General features: G+C 70.8%; 13 protein-coding genes. 4 read left to right on the top strand and 9 right to left on the bottom strand.

The window, feature by feature from the left end:
- Positions 1-30: 30 nt before the first annotated feature.
- From R8Z57_RS13035 to R8Z57_RS13005, 7 genes are all read right to left on the bottom strand, one after another.
- Positions 31-663, bottom strand: a complete 633-nt coding sequence (locus R8Z57_RS13035) for a hypothetical protein (RefSeq protein ID WP_318354217.1) — start codon at positions 661-663, stop codon at positions 31-33.
- Positions 664-749: 86 nt separating this feature from the next.
- Positions 750-1,718 carry a squalene cyclase gene (locus R8Z57_RS13030; RefSeq protein WP_318354216.1) on the bottom strand — a complete coding sequence of 323 codons (969 nt, stop codon included), beginning with the start codon at positions 1,716-1,718 and terminating at the stop codon, positions 750-752.
- 122 nt (positions 1,719-1,840) lie between these two features.
- Positions 1,841-3,211 (bottom strand): extracellular solute-binding protein, encoded by a 1,371-nt coding sequence (locus tag R8Z57_RS13025; RefSeq protein WP_318354215.1) that lies wholly within the window; start codon positions 3,209-3,211, stop codon positions 1,841-1,843.
- Between the two features lie 47 nt (positions 3,212-3,258).
- The gene (locus R8Z57_RS13020; protein WP_318354214.1) at positions 3,259-4,209 is read right to left on the bottom strand and encodes a carbohydrate ABC transporter permease; all 951 of its coding nucleotides are present in this window, start codon (positions 4,207-4,209) and stop codon (positions 3,259-3,261) included.
- Complete coding sequence (locus R8Z57_RS13015; protein WP_378723049.1) at positions 4,209-5,225, bottom strand: carbohydrate ABC transporter permease; 1,017 nt, start codon at positions 5,223-5,225, stop codon at positions 4,209-4,211. Before R8Z57_RS13015 ends, R8Z57_RS13020 begins: the two co-directional genes overlap by 1 nt.
- Before the next feature lie 236 nt (positions 5,226-5,461).
- The gene (locus R8Z57_RS13010; protein WP_318354213.1) at positions 5,462-5,665 is read right to left on the bottom strand and encodes a hypothetical protein; all 204 of its coding nucleotides are present in this window, start codon (positions 5,663-5,665) and stop codon (positions 5,462-5,464) included.
- Position 5,666: 1 nt separating this feature from the next.
- Positions 5,667-5,810, bottom strand: a complete 144-nt coding sequence (locus tag R8Z57_RS13005; RefSeq protein ID WP_318354212.1) for a hypothetical protein — start codon at positions 5,808-5,810, stop codon at positions 5,667-5,669.
- A gap of 181 nt (positions 5,811-5,991) precedes the next feature.
- On the opposite strand from R8Z57_RS13005, the gene R8Z57_RS13000 reads away from it, so the two are divergent.
- Complete coding sequence (locus tag R8Z57_RS13000; protein ID WP_318354211.1) at positions 5,992-6,873, top strand: aminoglycoside phosphotransferase family protein; 882 nt, start codon at positions 5,992-5,994, stop codon at positions 6,871-6,873.
- Here the strand turns inward: R8Z57_RS13000 and R8Z57_RS12995 are convergent.
- Positions 6,863-8,404, bottom strand: coding sequence for a hypothetical protein (locus R8Z57_RS12995; RefSeq protein WP_318354210.1), 1,542 nt, complete (start codon positions 8,402-8,404; stop codon positions 6,863-6,865). The genes R8Z57_RS13000 and R8Z57_RS12995 overlap by 11 nt on opposite strands.
- A 539-nt stretch (positions 8,405-8,943) precedes the next feature.
- Between R8Z57_RS12995 and R8Z57_RS12990 the strand changes: the two genes are divergently transcribed.
- The gene (locus tag R8Z57_RS12990) at positions 8,944-9,147 is read left to right on the top strand and encodes a cold-shock protein (RefSeq protein ID WP_318354493.1); all 204 of its coding nucleotides are present in this window, start codon (positions 8,944-8,946) and stop codon (positions 9,145-9,147) included.
- 465 nt (positions 9,148-9,612) lie between these two features.
- On the opposite strand, the gene R8Z57_RS12985 is transcribed toward R8Z57_RS12990, so the two are convergent.
- Positions 9,613-14,991, bottom strand: a complete 5,379-nt coding sequence (locus tag R8Z57_RS12985) for a chitinase N-terminal domain-containing protein (RefSeq protein WP_318354209.1) — start codon at positions 14,989-14,991, stop codon at positions 9,613-9,615.
- Positions 14,992-15,242: 251 nt separating this feature from the next.
- On the opposite strand from R8Z57_RS12985, the gene R8Z57_RS12980 reads away from it, so the two are divergent.
- Together R8Z57_RS12980 and R8Z57_RS12975 are read left to right on the top strand one after the other, a co-directional pair.
- The gene (locus tag R8Z57_RS12980) at positions 15,243-16,349 is read left to right on the top strand and encodes a substrate-binding domain-containing protein (RefSeq protein ID WP_318354208.1); all 1,107 of its coding nucleotides are present in this window, start codon (positions 15,243-15,245) and stop codon (positions 16,347-16,349) included.
- 179 nt (positions 16,350-16,528) lie between these two features.
- Positions 16,529-17,086, top strand: a complete 558-nt coding sequence (locus tag R8Z57_RS12975; protein ID WP_318354207.1) for a TasA family protein — start codon at positions 16,529-16,531, stop codon at positions 17,084-17,086.
- Positions 17,087-17,106: the final 20 nt, after the last annotated feature.

Below are 17,106 nucleotides of genomic sequence, written 5' to 3'. Positions count from 1 at the left end.
CGGCGAGGTCGTCCGGCCCCAGCCGGCTGCTCAGACCCGACGCCGCTTCCTTCGGATCTTGACGTAGAGGCCGGCGACCAGGGGCGTGATCGCCACCAGGACGCAGAGCGCCAGGATCACGATGTCGAGCGGGCCGACCGCTGCGACCCAGGAGTCGAACTCGGCGCGCGTCGTCGTGAACGCGACGGCGAAGCCTGCGGCTACCAGGAGCACGAGGTAGAGCAGGAGTCCGAGCCAGGTGCGCCGCTCGACCAGACTGCCTGCGAATGCGGAGACCAGGGCGGCGACGAGGGCGAACAGAAGAGCCAGCAGCCACGACCCGCCGAGCGCGGTGGTCCCGATGCCCACCAGGACGCCGACGACGGGTCCGAGGTACGCGGTCCACGACGACCCCGTCGTGCCGGCGGGCCGGTCGAGGCGTCGCTGCAGGTCGTCGGCGAACCGCTTCATGAGCCCCACGGCGACGTTGAGGGCCGCCAGCGCGACCAGCAGCACCACCACGGCGAGCCCGGCCGTCGCCACGATCACGAGGAAGGGCGAGGGGTCGACGTTGCCGAACATCGCGAGGGCCGCGCCCCCGGCGAATCCCGCGAGTGCGAGAGAGCCGGCGAGCACCAGTGCGGCGACGACCTTGCCGGCGGTCGTCTCGAGGAAGTCAGACACGCCTCTCAGTCTGCCGCAGCCCGGTCCGGCGGCCCTCCGTCCACCCGCCTGCGCGGGCCGTCGCACCGATGCCGTGGACCGCCGCGTCAGGTCGCGGCATCCCACCAATCCAGCACGCGGGTGCCGATGAGCGTGAGCCAGCGCGAGGGCTGACCCTCGGGGACGTCGACGTCGAACCAGGTGCGCCCCGCGAGGGGCGTGGTCTGCAGCCAGGTGCCGTCGGGCTGCCGCGCCTCGCGGACCACCTCGATCGCCGCGGCCAGCCGCGGGTCGGGGAGCGAGCCCTCGAGCAGCGCGACGTCGCGGAAGTGGTCGAGTGCCGCGAGCGCGCTGTAGCGGTGGCGGTTGGGGAAGACGAAGCGCGTCACGAAATCGCCGACCACCTCGCCGGTGCTCGCCCGGAACATGAGCTGTCGCGACAGCAGATACTCCTCGCCGCCGCGGCGCGCATCGCGCAGGCCGTCGTCGCCCGTGATCCGCTCGTAGGCGAGAATGCCGCGGACGGCGTTCAGCGTCGAGTGGAACGACGAGCGCACCGAGTCGCCCTCCTCCGCCTCGCAGTTCCAGCCGCCGTCGGCCAGGCGATGCGCCGGGAACCACGCGGCCAGTGCCGAGACGTCGGCCCCGAGCCACGCGCCGGAGGCCAGCGTGTACGAGTTGATGCACACGTCGACCTCGCCGCCCCAGTAGGGCAGGTCGTCGTACTCCCACCGGCTGTTGGCGGCGAGCTTCTCGGCCGTGCCCTCCAGCGCCGCGGCGTCGAGGCCCCACTCGCGGAGGTCCTTCAGCACCCAGGTCGTCGCGGTCCAGGGCTGCCCGGGTGCTTTCGCCTCCTCGCTCTCGAAGAAGCCCGCGGGGAAGAACGCGCCGCCGGCCCACTGCCCGTCGTCATCCTGCAGCTGCCGCAGCCGCGCCCCGAAGCCCTCGCTCGCCACCCGCCGCCGCGTGGCCTGCCACACCTCGGGCGGCTCGCCCGCGAGATCGCGTTCCACCTGCCAGCGCAGGGCGGGGTCCGAGTCGAGCAGCCAGTCGAGCACACGCGCATCGGTGGTCATGATCGCAGGCTACCCACCCCCGCCGACGCCCCGCATCGCCCGGCGGGAGCGGTCGGTCGCACAAGAAAGGAGAGCGGATGCCGGGGGCTCCGGCATCCGCTCTCCACCGCGAATGCCGTCGGTCAGCCGGCCGTCGCGTTCTCGTAGGCGCGCATCGCCGCAGACTGCGCGTCGGCGAGCGCCTCTTCGGGCGTCTTGTCGCCGAGCAGCGCCGCCGTGATGGCGTTGTTCAGCTCGTTCTGGATGTCTTGACCGGCCGGCGACGAACCGAACGACTGGCCGTAGCCCACGACGTCGTAGTACGTCGAGATCACCTGGTCGAAGCCGGCATTGCCGGTCTCGACGACCCACTCGCTGCGGATCGCCTCGTCGGCCGAGGGCGAGCCGGTGAAGAGGCCGGTGTTGATGCCGCCGTCCTCCTCGCGGGTCTGGGCGCGCGCCTCGCCGGCGGCGTTCCACGCGTCGTCCGACGTCAGGTCGATCATCCACGCGCACGCGGCGGCCGGGTTCTCCGCCCCGGCGGGGATGACGAACGCGGTGCCCGACGCGACCGAGAACGGGTCGCCGTCGGCGCTCTTGAACGGCACGGCCTCGATCTCGATCTGGTCCATGTACGGCGACAGGACGTTCGGGTACCACTGTGCGTTGACCTGCGCGCCGACCTGGTCGGCGACGTACTGGTTGTTGTCTCCGAAGGTGTCGAACGAGTCGGTGAAGCTCTTCACCGCCGCGAAGCCGCCCTGCGCGTCGGTGATCTTCTTCAGCGCCTCGATGCCCGCGATGTTGCTCGGGTCGTCGAGCGTCGGCTTGCCCTCGGCGTCGGTCAGCTGACCGCCCATGCCGAGGATCCACAGGCCTCCCTGGCCGGTGGCGACCGGATCGAAACCGAGTCGTGTGGGGACGCCGCCCGACTCCTGGTACATCTTGCCGATCGCCGCCACGAGGCCGTCGATGTTCGAGGTGTCGATCTCCTCCGCCGTCACACCGGCCTCGTTCATGACGCGCTTGTTCAGCAGGACGGCCGGCGGCTGGTAGAACTGCGGCACCGCCCAGATCGCGTCCTCGTAGGTGACGTCGTCGACGACGAACGGGTACCAATGGTCGCGCGGGTCGACGTCCTGCGCCTCGAAGCACGCGTCCAGCGGCATGATGAGGTCCTGCGCGGCGTACGTGGTGACATACCGGCGGTCCATCTGCACGACGTCGGGCACGTCGCCGCTGGCGACGCGGGTGGTGAACTTCTGCGCGTCGAACGCCGTGGCGTCCAGCTCGACGTCCACGTCGCTGAGCTGCTCGGCCGCGTAGTCCATGCGGGACGTGCCGACGTCGTCGGCGTTCTCGAAGCCCCAGGCGCTCATCGTCCCGGCGGGCTCGGCCGTGAAGTCGGCGTCTGCGCCGGCCTCGCCGCCGCCGCCGTCCCCACCGCCGCCGCAGCCCGCCAGCAGGACCGCGGATGCCGCGAGCGCGGCGATTCCGATCATGCGTGTGCGCATCTCTCTCCCTTTCGATCGTGGACGACCGCCGGGTGGCGGCATCCGTCTCAGCCCTTGCGGCCCTGCGTCGCGACGCCCTCGATGAAGTACCGCTGACCGAAGGCGAAGAGCAGGAGCATGGGCAGTGTCACGAGCAGCGCCGCCACCATGACGTACTGGTAGTCGCCGTGACCGCCGGCGGTCGGGCTGTACTTCGTCATGGCGTACGCGATGCCCAGCGGTGCGGTGAAGTCGTCGACCGAGCCGGCGTTCAGATAGATCAGCGCCGACTGGAGGTTGTTCCAGCTCGCCTGGAACTCGAAGAGGAAGACGATGACGAACGACGGGATCGACAGCGGCATGGCGATGCGCCAGAACAGTCCCCAGTAGCTCGCGCCGTCCAGCCGCGCCGCCTCGAACAGCTCCTTCGGCAGCCCCAGATAGAACTGGCGCTGCAGGAAGATGTAGAAGGCCGAGCCGAAGAGGTTCATACCCCACAGCGGCACCCACGTGCCGAGGAGGCCCGTCTCCTTCCAGATCAGGTAGATCGGGATCATCGTGACGGCGCCGGGGAGCATCATCGTGGCGAGCACGAGGCCGAAGAGGATGTTGCGCCCCGGGAACCGGAAGTACGCGAACCCGAACGCGACGATCGAGCTCGAGATCGCGACGGTGCCCGCTGCCAGCACGGCGATCGCGATGCTGTTCCACATCCAGCTGAGGAGCGGGAGCTGATTCCACACCTCGATGTAGTTCTCGGGGACGAACGTCTTCGGGATGAGCGCGTTGTCGAACACCTCGCCGCGCGGCTTGAGGCTCGCCGCCAGCAGCCACACGAACGGGTACAGGAACAGCAGGGCGAACCCGACCAGGATGGCGGTGAGCACCACCCGCCCGGCGAGGCTCTTCGGCTGAGCGAGGTGGCGGCGCCAGCGCGACCGCTTCGGAGCCGGCGTCGCGGCGGCCGCGACCTCGGGAACGGGCCGGGACACACCCGGGGTCTGCAGCGACACCGACATCAGCGGTCTCCCTCGTAGTAGACGAAGCGGTTGCCGAACTTCACCTGGATGACCGTGATGATCATGATGATGACGAACAGCAGCCAGGCCATCGCCGCCGCGAAGCCGAAGTTGAACTGCCGGAACGCCTGCTGGAACAGATAGATGGCATAGAAGAGGGATGCCTCGGGCGAGGCGTTGCTCTGATCCCGCCAGAACAGGATGTAGGCCTGGTCGAACACCTGGAAGGCGGCGATCGACAGCACGATCACGTTGAAGAACATGGCGCCGGAGATCATTGGCAGCGTGATGGAGAAGAACTTGCGGACGGGACCGGCGCCATCCAGCGAAGCCACCTCGTAGAGCTCGATCGGGACGTTCTTCAGCGCCGCGAGGAAGATCACCATCGTGCCCGCGACCGTCCACAGCGTCATGATGACGATGCTCGGCTTGACCCAGGCCGGGTCGACGAGCCACTGCGGCCCCTCGATGCCGAAGAGGCGCAGACCCTGGTTGATGGCACCGGTGTTGCCGTTCAGCAGCAGGAAGAAGACGGCGGCGGTGGCCACCGCGGGGGTCATCTTCGGCAGGTAGTAGAGCGTGCGGAAGGCGCCGGCGCCCCGGCCCACGCGATTGAGGAGCATCGCGAGGATCAGCGCGAAGATGATCTCGAGGGGCACGGCGAGGACGACGTAGAACAGGGTGTTGGCCAGCGACACCCCCACGCGCGGGTCTTCGAAGAGCTCCGCGTAGTTGGTCACGCCGACGGGCCGGGCGGTGTTGGTCGCCAGGTTGTAGTTGCTGAACGAGATGTAGAGGCTGTAGATCATCGCGCCGGCGGTGAACACCAGGAACCCGATGATCCACGGCGAGATGAAGAGGAAGCCCGCCAGGGACTCCCGCTTGTCGTAGTGCATCTTCACCTTGGGCGGGCGCTCCGTGCGGCGAGGCCTGCCCGGCCGGCGGCGCCTCTTCGTGGTGTCGTCGGCCTCCTGGAGCGCCTCGACCACGGCATCCGGCTGCGACGTGACGCTCATCGCGAGCCCTCGCCCGCGGTGGGGCCGTTTCGGGGTGTGCGCCGGGGATGCGTGCGGGCACGCCATCCTGCGCCGGTGGCGATCATGCGGCGATGGTAGGTACGCCCGCGCCCCGCTTTCACGGGGGTTGCGCAGAGCACCGCTTCTATGCTTCTCCCGGGCTGAGCAGTGGCCCCCGAGCGTGGCGGCGCCCGCGCCGCCGGGGGTCGGCGACGCGGGCGCGGGCGCAGCGCTGGTCACATCTTCTTCGCGGCGCGGTCGGCGGCCTTCTCGATCTTGCGGTAGGCGGCGACGCGCACCTTCTGGACGCCCGGGTCGTTCCAGACGTCCTTGGCGACGCGGCCGAGCTCGCGGTAACGGGCGGCGCCGACCTTCGCCCCGATCACGAACGCGACGCCGGTCAGGGCCGCGGCGATGATCCACACGGCATATCTCGACATGTCAGCCTCCCGACGGGTTCTCGAAGGGCGTCCCGTCACTGTCGGTCGTGTCAGGCGGCTCCGGAGCGCCACCCGAGGCGGTGTCGGCCTCCGCGTTCTGGTCGGCGACACCCTGCGTGTTCTGCTCTTCTTCGCGTGCTGTCATGGTCGGACCGTACGGCGACCGGCGCGCGGACCGGTGCGGGGTTGACCGGCGGGGAGCATGGTGCGACCATGCGGGCGGTCCGCGGGCCCCGTCGCGGTGGCCTCCGGCGCGAGAGGGCCTCGCCCACGGACGCCGCGCATGTCGGGAGCGGATCCGCCGACCCGGCGCGTACGCTTCGGGCGTGACCGACGCCGCCCACCCCGGCCCCGCCCGCATCGACGTGACGCTCGCGCGGCAGCTCGTCGCTGCGCAGTTCCCACGGTGGCGCGACCTCCCGCTGCGGCCCGTTCGCAATGGCGGCAACGACCACCGCGTCTTCCGCCTCGGCGACGATCTGAGCGTCCGGCTGCCGAGCGCCGCCGAGTACGTGCCGCAGGTGCGCAAGGAGCAGGCCTGGCTGCCCCGGCTGGCGCCGGCGGTGCGGCTGCCGATCCCGACGGTCGAAGGCGTCGGCGAGCCGAGCCCCCTGTTCCCCGCGCCGTGGTCGGTGTACGGCTGGCTGCCCGGGGCGCCGGCATCCGTCGCCCCCGTCGATGATGCGGGCGGGTTCGCCGCCGACCTGGCCGCCTTCCTCGCGGAGCTCGGCGAGGCGGACCCCACGGATGCCCCGGGCCCCGGTCCCCACAGCGCCTTCCGCGGCGGGCCCCTCGAGCACTGGGACGACGAGATGAGCGACCTGCTGCTGCGGGTGCACGGCCGCGAGCGCGACCTCGCCGCCGGAATCTGGCGCGACGCGCTCGCGGCGCCCTTCACCGGCTCGCCGCGATGGTTCCACGGCGACGTGTCGCTCAACAACCTGCTCGTCCGCGACGGCCGGCTGGCCGCCGTGATCGACTTCGGCTGCTCGGGGGCGGGCGACCCCGCCTGCGACACCGTCTTCCGCTGGACCTCCCCCGACGCGGTGGCGCGCGCGCAGTTCCACCGGGACCACGCCGTCGACGACGCGACCTGGGCGCGCGGGCGTGGCTGGGCCCTGTGGAAGGGACTCATCATGATCACGAACAAGCCGCCGGGTCAGGCCGAGTTCGCGCGGCAGGTGCTCGAGCGCCTGTTCAGCGAGTGAAGAGCAGCACCACGCTGCTGTGCAGGGTGATGCGCGCGACGCGGCGATAGCCCAGCGCTTCCAGGTGGGCGACGGCATCCGAATCGATCGTCCCGTCGCGCGCGTATTCGACCACCCACACGCGATCGACCTCACGGAACCGCCCGAGGGCGGCCGCCTCCGACACCGAGTAGACCTGCGAGTGCCAGCTGATGCTGTCGGCGTACGAGGTCTCGAGCGTGACGTCGGCGAGGCCGGCGAACGAGCCGGGATCGGTGTCGAGCGCGAGCCGCGGACGCCGCGACGGGCGCACCGCGTCGTCGAACACGATCGCATCGCCGGTCTCGGCCCGCTCCTGGATGGTCGCGGCGATGTCGTTCCAGTCCGACCGGTTCTTCGCCCACGGCGTGCGCTGCGCCGCCCACACGGGCAGCGCGCTGATGACGAGAGCCGCAAGGACGGCCGCGGCGAGCGCGACGCGCGGCACCTCGGACGGGAGACGGATGCCGGCGAGCCGCCGCAGCCCGAGAGCGACGAGGATCGCGGCGGCCGGCGCTGCGAACGTGCCGTAGCGCGGCGTGTAGCCGGCGGCGAAGGGGCTGGCCGCCAACAGCAGACCGGTCGGGACGACGAGCCACGCCAGCGCGACGAGCTCGAGGTCGAGTCCCGGTGTGTGACCGCGGCGACGCGCGCGGATGAGCCCGTGGATCCATCCGGCCACGGCCACCGCGATGAGCGCCCACGCGAGGACGGCCAGCGGCAGGCCCATGAACCACATCCGCACGAGCACCGCGTGCGGCGTGACGACGTCGCGGTGCTCGAGGAAGGCGATCTGCCGTCGCTGGCTGACCGCGAGGAGGATGACGGAACTCGCGACGGCGATCGCGGCCGCCGAGGCGGCGAGCCAATGCCAGAGGTGACGCCGCTGCCGCGCCCCCACCGCCAGCACGAGGCCCACCGCGAGCGTCAGCAGCGCGAGGTAGAGGAAGACGTAGATGCCCACGGCGAGCACGCCGGCGTACAGGGCCCACCCCCGTCGCGTGGGAGCGCCCCTCGAGAGGATCTCGGCGACGACGACCCACAGCACCGCGGCGATCGCCGCGGCGAAGGCGTAGCTGCGCGCTTCCTCTCCGGCATAGGTGATGCGCGGCAGGATCGCGGTGAGGGCGCCGGCGAGCACGGCGAAGCCCAGCGACCCGAATCGTCCGCACAACCACGTCACCGCCGCGGCGCACACGCCCGCGGCCACCGCCGAGGGCAGGCGCACCGAGAACGGGCTCGCGCCGAACACCTGCACCCACGCGTGGAGTCCGAGGTAGTACGCACCGTGGACGGCGTCCACGTGCGTCAGCATCGTGAGCAGGCTTCCGCCGGGCCGCAGCGCCGAGAGCACGCTCGCAGCCTCGTCTCCCCAGAGCGACGGCACCCACGAGCCGAGCACGCTTGCGACGCCGGCGAAGAGGCCGACGAAGGTCGCCGCCCACGCCAGGCGCCGGGGGGCCGCCGCCTCAGCGGTCAGGGCGCGGTCGCGGTCACGCAGGGCAGTGGGCACCGGCATCCGTCCCGCCGCCCGCGAGGAATCGGTGTCGGAGGATCGTGCGAACCTCTCGATCGAGGCGCCCATCGCTCCAGGGTGACGCGGGCCACTGGGAACGGGCCGAGAGACACTCCCACCTTCGCGACGGCGGGGTGCGGTAGGCTCGGGGTTCTTCTCCGCTCAATCTGCAGCGTCTCGCGTTCTCGTGCCTCGGGCTGATTGCTTCACGAATCGACTCGACCATCTCGACATCGCCTCATACCACCGCCCTCCGCGCACCGCTCTGGCTTCAGGCCGACCATGACGTGTACTCTGCGTCGCGCGACGGCGAGTTCCTCGGCTACGTCACTGCCGACGCCGCCCGCTTCACCCTTTTCGATGACCGTTCCCGCCCCGTCGGCGAATACGCCACGCTCGCGTCAGCCCAGGCCGCGCTTTCCATGCGACGCCGCCGAGCGCCCGCACAGGTCATCGAACCCCACCCGTCGCGTCGGCGCCGCCGCCGCGTCCCCCGCGCGCCGTGGAACGGCGCCGCAACCAGAAAGAGAAAACCCATGGCTTTCGGCACCGTGAAATGGTTCAACGCTGAGAAGGGCTTCGGCTTCATCGCTCCCGAGGACGGCACGCCCGACGTGTTCGCCCACTTCAGCGCCATCGAGGGCAGCGGCTACCGCTCGCTCGAAGAGGCGCAGCGCGTCGAGTTCGACGTCGAGAGCGGCCCGAAGGGCCCGCAGGCCACGCGCATCCGCGCGGTCTGACCGCCACGGGGTCGGTCGTCGCGACGACCGCGCACCCAGACACGCCCCGGACCCGGCGACAGCCGTCGGTCCGGGGCGTTGCCGCGTCCAGGCTCCGAAACCGGATGACGGTGGCCGGGCCGGCGGAACCCGCCAACAGGTGAACCGGGCTTCCACAGGAGATCTTCACTCGAATCAGCCCTGTAGAAGCCCGGTTTACCTGTGGAAGCCTTCTTCGTCGAGAACGGGCACCAGAGGAACGGATGCCTCGACCCGGCGCCGAAGCCCGGGTCGAGGCACCGACGGCCGGTTCCTCCGCGGAACCCCGCCAACAGGTCAACCGGGCTTCCGCAGGTGATCCGACCCCGGATCAGCCCTGCGGAAGCCCGGTTGACCTGTGGGAGCGGTCATCGTCCGGGGAGGAGAGCGCGGGGACGGATGCCTCCACCCGGCGCCGAAGCGCGGGTCGAGGCATCCGTCATTCCGCTACTTCGACACGGTCACCTTCACCGGCGCGCTCACCGTCGTGCCGGCGGCGTTCGTGAACTCCACCGTGTAGGTGTAGGTGCCCGCCGCCTTGCCCTCGACGGCCAGCGTCGCGCGTTGCGCCTCGGGGGTCTTCGCGGTCAGCTGACCCGCGCCGATCTCGGCACCGTTCTCGAGGAACCGGTACGACGTGGCGTTGGTGCCCCACCAGAGGTTGGCTGTCACGGTGTAGGTGCCGTCGCCGTCCTTGTTCGGCGCCGACAGCACGGGCTTGCCGGGCGACGCGTCGGTCACCTTGACGGTGAGCGGCTGGGTGGCCGTCGTGCCCTTCGAGTTCAGCAGCTCGCCGGTGAACACGTACGTGCCGTTCGGCAGCCCCTCGATGTCGACGACGGCGCGCTGCGCGCCGGGCGACATCATCGTCAGCGGCACCTTGGCGACGAGCTCGCCGTCGCGGTACAGCTTGAACAGCGACCCGTTCTCACCCCACCACAGGTTCATCGTCAGCTGGAACGTGCCGTCCTTCAGCCCGGTGTCCCATCCGTCGTTCGACGAGAGCACCCCCTTGGCCGGCGCCGACTTCGCGCCGTCGTCCGAGGCGACCTCGGGGAGGGTGACGGATGCCGTCGCCGCCGACCGTGCGCCCTCGCCGATGCGGTTGACCCCGGCGACCTCGTAGGCGTGCGTCGAGCCGAGTTCGAGGTCCTTCACCGTGCACGTGGTCTCACTGGTCTCGCAGACCGGCTCGGCTCCGCCGGCCTCGTACACGCGGTACCCCGTGAATCCCGGACCGGCGAGGGCCGCGGCATCCCACGAGACCTTCACCGAGGTGTCGCCCGCGAGCGTCGCGGTGACGTTCTGCGGCGCGCCCGGCAGCGTCTGGTCGGCCACGGCGAGCCACGAGATCACCGGCCGCTCGCCGCCGGCGCCCTCGTTTGTCACGACGTAGTCGACGGTCGCCGGCGCGGACAGCGTGAAGGTGAGCCCGGCGGCGAGGGGCGTGTTCGTGCCCGACAGCGGGATGTTGCCCTTGGCGAGCTCGGTGCCCGCGACCGACACGGTGTGGTTCATCGTGCGGCTGAGGTTCCACCACTCGGTGAAGCCGCCGGTGAGCGTGTAGGTGCCGGCATCCAGCGGCAGACGGTAGATCAGCCGCGTCGTGTCCTGGTACAGGCCCGTCGAGTACTTGTCGTTGATGTCGGTCGTGCCCTTGGTCTTCATGCCGTCGGCGACGTAGCCCCACTGGTCGGCGGCAGCCGAGACCTGGTCGACCTTGTCGTTGCGGAGCGTGACCGCCCCGGCGACGGCGGTGTACTGCGGCGACGCGACACCGCCGGTGCCCGCATCGATGTAGTACACCAGCGCCGGCGGCACGATCTCGAAGCCGGCGACGACGGCCTGGTCGGTGTCGGTCAGCCGGCCCGTGACCGTGAGCTTCGCGTACTCGCTGCGCGGCTGCGCGGCGGATGCGGCATCCCACTCCACGGCCCGCTCGGTGCCGGCGACGATCACCGTCTCGGGCAGCTCGTCGTCGGCGCCGAGCGCGCTCACGACACCGAGGTCGCGCGGCAGCGACTGCACGTAGACCAGTGCGAGGCGCGCGTTGTAGCCGCTGGTGCCGGTGGTGCCGAACTCCACGTCGATGACGGCGTCCGCGTCGAGCGTCAGCGTCTGTGCCACCGGAGTCGCGGCGCCGTTCGACACGGCCGTCTTGGTCGTCTCGGCCCCCGCGGCCCTCACCTTGGAGTAGACGTTCGTCGTGAGACCCGCACGCGGCGCCTGCACGGCGACGATGTTGTACGAGCCGGCCGGCAGGGTGAGGTGGTATGTGACCGGCTTGTTGTAGTCGACGCCCACGTACGACGAGCCCCAGTCCCGCGGCGTGCCCGCGGCCGCGGCGGTGGCTGCGGTGGAGTAGCCCCAGGTCTCGCCGGCGGCGACCCCGTCCCACTTCTGGTCGGCGGTGTCGTTGAGCAGGTCGGGGAAGGATGCCGCGACCCCGGCGTAGACCGAGCCCTCCGCCGGGCCGGCAGCACCCGAGTCGATGAAGTACTCGAGATCCGCCGGCGTCACCAGCACGGTCGCGCTGAAGCGCTGGTACACCCCCGACGGCAGCTTCTCGGTCGAGCGGCCGGTCGGGGCGAACGAGCCGAGGTCGGCGACGCTCTTCGCGCTCGCGATCGACGACAGGCTCCACGTGACCTTCGCCTCGGTGCCGGCCAGGGTCAGCTCGGCCGGCAGCGTGCGGTCGTTCGACGGGATCGACAGAACCCCGAGGTCGAGGACGTCGGCGCTGACATCCTTGGGCACGAGCCCGTCGGCCGCCGCCGTGAGGCGGGCGGCGAGCGCGACCGCGCCCTCGGTGTCGAGACCGAACTGCTGCGGGTCGTCGACGGCGGCGCGCGCGTCACCGAGGACGGCGGCGAAGACCGCCCACGTCTCGGCGCTGTAGTCTGCCTCGTCGAGCTCACCGACGGCGGCCAGCGCGGCGGTGAGCGCCGCCGTGTCGGCCTGGGCCGCGTCGGCGGTGGCGGTGATCACGCCGACCGCGTCGACGTTGATCGAGGCGTCGTTGGCGGTGCGGAGGGCGACCGTGTGCTCGCCGTCCGCCAGGCCGCGCAGCACGAAGGTGGTGCGCTCGCTGCCGGCGCTGAACGTCGGCGCCGCCGCGGCGATCTGCACGCCGTCGACGATCACGTCGAGCGTCGCCGTGCCCGGGTTGGTGCCGATGATGTCGAGCCCCGTGCCGGTGAACGTGTACGTCATCGTGGCGCCCTTGGCCGTGCTCTTGGACGCGGTGCGCTGCCACTCGAACATGCCCTGGCCGTTGACGTGGCTCCAGGCGGCGTCGAACTCCAGCACCGGCACCGACGTGTCGGCCCAGCTCGTCTGGTGCATGCCGTCGATGATCGAGTCGTAGTACGGCGTGTAGCCCGGCACCGTCTCGACCTTGAGGTTGTCGAACTGCACGAAGTTGAAGCTCGATCCGAGCTGGATGCGTCCAGCGGCCTGGGGCGCGGCATCCGTGTACGACGCGATCTCGACGCCGTTGACGTACGCCGTGTAGACGTTGCCGGCCACCTTCACGGCGAGGTTGTTCCACGCGCCCGCACCGGCCCGGAAGCCCGCCGCCGGGGTGGCGGCGAGGCTGCCGCTGGAGAGCGTCGTGCCGAAGCGCATGAACGTCCAGGCCCCCGCCGGGTCTACCCGCAGCTCGGCGGCCGAGACGTTCTGGCCGTTCGCGGTGCCACCCTGCTCGCGCGCGCCGAGGGTGGCGTACTGCGCGCCCGTCGCCTCGAACAGCACGTCCGCCGAGACGGTGTAGTTCGCCCAGCGGGCGTCGCCGATGGTCGTCTTCGGGTCGCCGGCGTTCCAGGCGCCGCCGGCCATGCCGGGGCCGACCTGCTGACGCAGCACGCGGTCGTGCGCGGCATCCGCCGTCGCCACCGACTCGAATGCGCCGTTGGTGTCGTTGGTGTAGCGCGGCGTGACCCCGTAGTCCTCGCTCTGCAGCGCCGGCGTGCCCGCGGGCCGGTCCCGGCCGCCGCGGCTCTCGAGGAACGTCTCGCCGGTGTCGACGAGCTGACGGGTCTCGGGGTCGTAGCCCTTGATGGTTCCCTGCTCGGCGTAGTCGAAGTCGTCGGCGTACAGCACCGCGTCGTCGGTCACGCCGTTGACGTACCCGCTCTCGTCGGTGTCGAGCACGTCGCGACCACCGTCGGCGTCGGTGTACTCAGGCGTCGTCGGCAGCGAGCTGCCGTAGCCGTCCCGGGCCGCGACGGTGCCGTCCGCGCCGGTCGTCGCGTGGTCGAGCGTGGTGAAGGTGAGCGCCGAGAACGGCTTGATCGTCACCGTGTACGAGCCGTCGGCGGAGGGCGCCACCTCGCCGATCGGCCGCAGGTAGTTGGCGTCGTACGCCTCTCCGTCATCGGCGGCGCGGGTCTCCCACAGCTCGGCGGTCTGGTCGCTGCCCAGGCTCAGGCCGTTCGGGACGATGCGGTACGTCTTGGTGAACTTCGAGTCGTTGATGACGACCGTCGAGAAGTCCGACGCGTCCGGTGCGGCGAGCGTCGTGTACGACGCGCCGCCGGCCCGCGCGCCGCCCGGAGGATTGCCGGTGCCGAGCTCGCTCTTGGAGGCCTGCGGGATGGCGCGCCAGATGCCCGCGGTGTTGTCGTCGTTCTCCCATCCGAGCTTCGCGAACTGCGTGAACTGCTCGATGACCGACAGCCCGCCGTCGTAGTACAGCCACCCCGACCACGGCTCGCGCGCGTTCACGAGCTCCTTGGAGGAGTACTGGAACCCGTCGTAGAACGACCCGATCACGGGCTGGAAGATGTTGAGCGTGCGCCGGGACGCGGAGAAGCCGGTGGTGACCCAGTTGCCCATCTCGAGGGCGCTGTTCGTGCCGCCGAACTGCGTGCCGAAGCCGCCCTGCTCGTCGGAGGCGTTGTTGTTGGGACGGTCGGCCGAGCTAGAGAAGGTCGACTGGCCCTCGGAGTTCCATACCTCGAGGTCGAGCTGCTCGGCGATCTTCTTCATGTTCCCGGCGCTGTCGTCGGCGCTGGAGTAGTGGAAGCCCACGACGTCCACCGCGTCGCGCAGCGACGGGTCGGTCGCCGAGGTCATCGCGTTGCCGAAGCTGACCGGTGGCGTGCCGACGGTGTCGGCGGCGACGGTGTCGATCGCCCGGTAGAGGTCGCCCTCCTCCAGCGAGACGAACCCGTTGTTCGGGTCGGCGGCGCTCGCCCCCTCGTATCCCTTGGTGTCGTTGCGCAGCCAGCCCGAGAAGCTCTTGTACAGCGGGATGTTCGGGTTGGTGGTCTCGTTCGAATCGGGGTTGATCGAGTCGACCATGATGCCGAACTCGCGGTACGCGGCGAGCACGGTGTTCTTGAACCAGATGTACTGGTCGGCGTCGTTCTGCACCCACGCCGGGCGGTTCCACCGCAGGATGCTGACGTGCACGTCGCCGTGGGCGACGTGCTGCGCGTCGGCGGCGAGCTGGAACCCGGGCTCGCGCAGCACATTGGGGTACTCGTCGCGCGAGCGCATCGTGGCGGGGTTGGGGCCCGTGGAGGTGTTGCGGTCGTTGCCCATCTCGATCTTGACGGTGTTCATGATGGGGTGGTCGCCGCCGAAGAGCGTCTCGATGAGCTCCCAGTACTTCTCGGGATGCTGCGCCTTGTAGTCGAGCAGGAGCGCGCTCGTCGAGTTGGCGGTGAGCACGCCGAAGCCCTTGAACGTGAGACCGTTGCGGTTCTGCGCGGCCGCCGCGACGTCCGCGCCGTTCACGGTCACGACGACCGGATCGGTCACCGCCGCCTGCGCGGCCGGCGGAACCGCGAGCGGCGCTGCGATCACGGCGGCGGTCACCATCGCGGCGAGCGTCGCGCGCGTGCGTCGCGGTTTCCGTTCGTCCTTCGGACGAGGCATCCATGCCTGCGACATCGCAGTCTCCGTTCCCGTGGGCTGCCGTGCGCGCGAAGCGGGTGGGCGTCGACGCACGAGAGGGCACGACCGCGTGCCCGCACCGAGATCTTCCTGCGCGGAGGACGGATGCCGGAAGCAAAGCGAACAGATTCGATCAGTGTTGAACGCACTCGAACACGATGTACGCTGAGCCGATCATGGATCAGCCTTCCGACCCGCGCGCCTTCGGGCTCTCGCGACGCGAGCACATCCTCGACGAGCTCCGCCGCACGGGCGCCGTCCGCGTGACCGAGCTCGCCCGGCAGCTCGGCGTCTCGGAGCTCACCGTGCGCCGCGACATCGGTCAGCTCGCCGACCGCGGGCTCGTGACCCGGGTGCACGGCGGAGCCACGCTGCGCAGCCGGCTCGACACCACCGTGCCGGGTGCGGCGGGGCGTGCGCCGATCCGCTTCCGCGTGGGCATGGTGGTCCCCTCCCTCAGCTACTACTGGCCGCACGTCATCATCGGCGCGCGGGCGGCGGCGACCGACCTGGGAGTGCAGCTCGTGCTCCGCGGTGCGAGCTACTCGGTCGACGACCAGCGGCGTCAGATCGCCTCGCTCGTCGACGCCGGCAGCCTCCACGGCCTCATCGTGGCGCCCGAGACCCTCGAGGCCGACGGGCGGGCGCTGCTGCACTGGCTCGAGGCCCTCCCGATCCCCGTCGTGCTCGCCGAGCGGCGCGCGGCCTCGGCGCTGGCGCTCACGCGCCTGGAGTGGGTCACCACCGACCACGTGTTCGGCGGCTCGCTCGCCGCCGATCACCTGGCCTCGCTCGGCCACCGCCGGGTGGGGATCCTCACCTCCGCCGGATCTCCGACCTCCTGGCAGCTGCGGCGGGGATGGAACCGCGCGGTCGCCGAGCTCGGACTGGAGTGCCCCGTCGACGTCGACGCGACGCTCGACGCGATGGACGGGGTGTCGCGGGAGGAGCTCATCGGCGACGTCCTCGGCCGCTGTCGCACCACCGGAACGACGGCGCTCCTCATCCACAACGACCCGCAGGCCGTGCTGCTGCAGCAGTACGCGCACGACCACGGATGGACCGTGCCCGACGACCTGGCGATCGTGGCGTACGACGACGAGGTGGCCGAGAGCGCCGAGCCGGCGATCACGGCCCTCCGTCCTCCGAAGCAGCAGGTCGGCCGGCTCGCCGTCGAGACGATGGTGGCGCGACTGACCGAAGGCGCGCGGCGACCGGTGCAGCGCGTGCTCCTGCTGCCGGCCCTCCTCCCCCGCGGATCGACCGCGCGACCGGCCTCTTAGGGTTCGCCGGCGCTCGCTCACGGGCGCGGACGCGGCATCCGTCATCGTCCCGTTGCCCGAGCGCGGCGGCTGTGGCGCAGATCTGGCCCCGGCGTGGCGGCGCTGTGGGAAAGCTGTTGCCGGCGCCTTCATAGCGTGTTCATCACGACGAAGGACCACCCAGAACAGGAACCCGCACGATGAACACCACCGCTCTTCCGGCCGCCGCGCCCGCCCGTTCGCGCATGCGCATCATCGTCCCGCTCGCGGGCCTGCTGGTCGCCGCAGCGATCACGGTGGGCTCGGGCGCCGACTTCGTGGCGAACTCGGTCAACACCGGCAACGCCTACAGCACCGGCACGCTGCTGCAGGAGAACTCGAAGGCGAACAACGCGATCTTCAACCTGGGCAACCTCAAGCCCGGCGACGTCGTCAACGGCAAGGTCACGATCAAGAACTCCGGCACGCTCGCCGCCGCCTTCACGCTGTCCGAGAACGCCGTCAACGGCTTCGCCGACAAGGACAAGCTCACCCTCACCATCAGCACGGGCGGCGCCACCGTCTGGACCGGCACCCTCGGCGCGCTCACCGCGGGCGGACCCTTCAGCCTCGGCACCTTCGCCGCGGGCGAGGCGCGCGAGTACACGTTCAGCGTCGCGCTCGCCTCGACCGCCGGCAACGAGGAGCAGGGCAAGAGCGCCACCGCGACCTACACGTGGAACTCCACGCAGACCGCCGCCACGACGACCAACCAGTGACCTGAGCTGGGGAGGGGGAC

Source organism: Microbacterium sp. M3 (genome assembly GCF_033548675.1).
Taxonomy (GTDB): Bacteria; Actinomycetota; Actinomycetes; order Actinomycetales; family Microbacteriaceae; genus Microbacterium; species Microbacterium arthrosphaerae.
The sequence above is the reverse complement of the archived record's forward strand: the minus strand, read 5'-3'. Positions and strand labels throughout refer to the sequence as shown.

Coding starts and splice junctions, on each gene's coding strand:
- R8Z57_RS13010 (WP_318354213.1), bottom strand. CDS start 5,665: ATGTCGAGATATGCCGTGTGGATCATCGCCGCGGCCCTGACCGGCGTC.
- R8Z57_RS13030 (WP_318354216.1), bottom strand. CDS start 1,718: ATGACCACCGATGCGCGTGTGCTCGACTGGCTGCTCGACTCGGACCCC.
- R8Z57_RS12990 (WP_318354493.1), top strand. CDS start 8,944: ATGGCTTTCGGCACCGTGAAATGGTTCAACGCTGAGAAGGGCTTCGGC.
- R8Z57_RS12975 (WP_318354207.1), top strand. CDS start 16,529: ATGAACACCACCGCTCTTCCGGCCGCCGCGCCCGCCCGTTCGCGCATG.
- R8Z57_RS13015 (WP_378723049.1), bottom strand. CDS start 5,225: ATGAGCGTCACGTCGCAGCCGGATGCCGTGGTCGAGGCGCTCCAGGAG.
- R8Z57_RS13020 (WP_318354214.1), bottom strand. CDS start 4,209: ATGTCGGTGTCGCTGCAGACCCCGGGTGTGTCCCGGCCCGTTCCCGAG.
- R8Z57_RS13025 (WP_318354215.1), bottom strand. CDS start 3,211: ATGCGCACACGCATGATCGGAATCGCCGCGCTCGCGGCATCCGCGGTC.
- R8Z57_RS13005 (WP_318354212.1), bottom strand. CDS start 5,810: ATGACAGCACGCGAAGAAGAGCAGAACACGCAGGGTGTCGCCGACCAG.
- R8Z57_RS12985 (WP_318354209.1), bottom strand. CDS start 14,991: ATGGTGACCGCCGCCGTGATCGCAGCGCCGCTCGCGGTTCCGCCGGCC.
- R8Z57_RS12980 (WP_318354208.1), top strand. CDS start 15,243: ATGGATCAGCCTTCCGACCCGCGCGCCTTCGGGCTCTCGCGACGCGAG.